The organism is Actinoplanes cyaneus (assembly GCF_016862095.1).
Classification (GTDB): domain Bacteria; phylum Actinomycetota; class Actinomycetes; order Mycobacteriales; family Micromonosporaceae; genus Actinoplanes; species Actinoplanes cyaneus.
Genome location: NZ_BOMH01000145.1, coordinates 1 through 2,187, shown reverse-complemented (window position 1 = coordinate 2,187; position 2,187 = coordinate 1). Strand labels below are relative to the sequence as shown.

The window sequence follows — 2,187 nt, the reverse complement described above, 5'->3', positions numbered from 1 at the left end:
CGTCCAGGGACACGCCGTGCGACAGCTCTCTCAAACACTCACTCAGACCCGGGTAATTCCGAAGCGGCGGAGCTGGTTGACAGTCGGCGATTCCCTCACGCCAGCGACATACAACGACATCTTGTGGCAGCCTACGTACCGGCACGTTATAGGGCCATCGGATCGCGACCATCCTGGCGCCTGGATGACGTGCAGAGCTGGTTGGCTCATATGGCGAACGACCTCGATCGGCGCGGCACCCGGGAGCTGGCGTGGTGGCAAATGGCGGACTCGATACCAGCCTGCAGCCGTGCTCTGATCGCCTGCATACCATTGCTACTCGTGAGTCTCGTTTTCTGGACCCTCACACTGAAAACTTCGCCATGGGTCTAAATTTTGGCGTTTTTGCATCTTTGATATATGGGGCGTATTTTGTGCGTCCCGGCCCTCTTCCGGCTCAGGTCAATTGGACCTGGCGCCGTCCGTTGCGGATTGTCGGAAGTTATATGAGGCGCGGACTACTTGGCGGACTGACAGGGGGCCTGCTGCTTCTCGGATTCGCGATCTTTTTCGGCCGCCCCTTCCGGCAGCGATACCACTGCTATGGCGCGTCGCAACCTATGCAGCGGTTTACGCGGTAGGACCACTCTGCGGCGCACTCTACGGAACCTTCGCGGGTCTCTTCGTCGCCATCGCCTCCGGCCTTGAGGACAACATCGATCTCACCCGGTCGACCAGCCCCGCGCAGTCCCTGGCCGCCGACCGGGCCCGTGCCCTGGCCCGCTGCGCCGTCCTCACCCTGCCTCTAGCAGTGTTCTTGATGCCCACGCTCGGCTGGTGGGCGGGCATCGCGTACGCGATGCCGGTATCAGCGCTGCTCGTCCTCAGAAACAGTGCCTGGATGCGCTGGCTACTTTTTGTACGGTGCTGGCTGCCCCTCCGAGGCCGGCTGCCGTGGCGCGTGGCCACCTTCCTCGAGGACGCTCATCAACGCGACGTGCTGCGCCAATCCGGTGCGGTCTACCTGTTTCGGCATGCATTGCTTCACACGCACCTCGCCACCGCGGCCCAGAAAGACCGACAAGCGTAACTGGACTCTCTCAAGGCGGTCGGGAGCAGCACCCCGCCTGAGCATCGATTAACACGAGGCCATGAGGCAATCAACCACGTTTGGCCTCTTTGGATGCTGCCGCACTCGAAGGTCGGCTGGGAGTGTAGCGAATACCGCTCTCATTGAGCGACCGAGCGATCGCGGCCGCGCTCATGCGTCCAGACGCCGGACGACGATCCATCTCACCGTTCCCGCGGTTACGACGTCAGCTACTGCGACGGTCAGACCTTTGGCGGGCCGAGTACGGATTCTGGCCGTTGTATCGCTAGCGCGACGACATTACGCACCCAGCGCAGTATGCCATACTCGGGATCACCGAGCCGGGCCGCGAGCGTTTTGGCGTCCGCACCGGTCAAAATTTCGCTATTGCCTGCGGCCAGCAGCCAACGGCGCAGCCGCCAGATCCGATCATCTCGCAGCAGTGTTCCGAACAATCTGCTCGCAGCCGGACTGTCAATTGAATCGAGTTTGACGAGCGCGGCAACGCGGACTTCAGGACTGGTGGAGCGGGTAGTGATGGCGATCAGGACGGTTTTAGCTTCCACCGCTGGTAGTAAGACCGCAGCTGCCGCCTGAACGCGGGCCGGAGTAATGCTGGTCGTGGCCAGCGATGCAAGGTACGTGCGCAGTGCTTCATCGTCATGGTGGACCAATAAGTCAATTGCGGTGGCTCGTTGCTTCTCCGGGGCGCTCTCGTCGAGTGCGAGTCGAGCAAGCGCGTCAGCGGATCCCAGAACACCCAGCAACACCGTTGCCGCGCGCAGTCGGAGGCTGGGGCGAGAACCAGATGCAGCGAGCCGGTCCAGCACCTTTCGACCGCTTGCCGGGTCCAACCGAGCGAGGCCTACCGCCGCCCGCATTCGGGAGCGCTGCCGTAGCCGGCGGGCACCGGCAGTACGCCTCAACAGGTCTAGGCCACGAGGATCCCCTAACGCGGTCAATGCCACTGCGGCCTCAATAGAGACAGCCGACCCGAGGCGTCGTTGTGCAAGTCGGCTAAGAATCTCTCCCGACTGTTGGCGGCCATTAACAGCCAATAGGTATCGCAGCTCGATCCTCTGATACATCCGGAATCGTTGCCGTCGCAGTAGCAGCTC

At 62.2% G+C, this 2,187-nt stretch carries 2 protein-coding genes; one reads left to right on the top strand and one right to left on the bottom strand.

The window, feature by feature from the left end; genetic code table 11:
- Positions 1 to 799 precede the first annotated feature (799 nt).
- The gene (locus tag Acy02nite_RS46050; RefSeq protein ID WP_203756720.1) at positions 800 to 1,069 is read left to right on the top strand and encodes a hypothetical protein; all 270 of its coding nucleotides are present in this window, start codon (positions 800 to 802) and stop codon (positions 1,067 to 1,069) included.
- A 242-nt stretch (positions 1,070 to 1,311) separates the two neighbouring features.
- On the opposite strand, the gene Acy02nite_RS46045 is transcribed toward Acy02nite_RS46050, so the two are convergent.
- Positions 1,312 to 1,899: a hypothetical protein gene (locus tag Acy02nite_RS46045; RefSeq protein WP_203756717.1), complete on the bottom strand. Its 588-nt coding sequence runs from the start codon at positions 1,897 to 1,899 to the stop codon at positions 1,312 to 1,314.
- Positions 1,900 to 2,187 lie beyond the last annotated feature (288 nt).